Origin of the sequence: Ensifer sp. ENS03 (assembly GCF_014852035.1) — a bacterium.
Lineage (GTDB): Bacteria > Pseudomonadota > Alphaproteobacteria > Rhizobiales > Rhizobiaceae > Ensifer > Ensifer adhaerens.
This window is the reverse complement of the sequence record NZ_JACVAV010000044.1, coordinates 1-255: the sequence shown is the minus strand read 5'-3', so window position 1 is coordinate 255 and position 255 is coordinate 1. Positions and strand designations below refer to the sequence as shown.

The window sequence follows — 255 nt, the reverse complement described above, 5'->3', positions numbered from 1 at the left end:
AGGCTTTCACACGCGGGTTCATGCCGAGCGGCGTCACGTCGCCGTTGGGCGAGGTCAGCGTGATGGTACCGCCGACCGTTATGCCAAGCTGTTCGGCCATGCGCGAGCCGATCGCCACGCCAGAGCCGGAGGCAAAGCCGACGAGATCACCGGACTGGATGTGGCCGGAAACCGACTTCATCTTGCTCAAGTCGTCGGCGCGGATGCCGCGCACCAGCGCGCCGGTCGAACTGTCACCGACCCCTTGCGCCAGAA

The 255-nt window shown here is 65.9% G+C and carries 1 pseudogene; it reads right to left on the bottom strand.

The features are described 5' to 3' along the window. Positions 1–255, bottom strand: a pseudogene (locus IB263_RS34910) (lipoprotein-releasing system transmembrane subunit LolC); the annotation flags it as partial.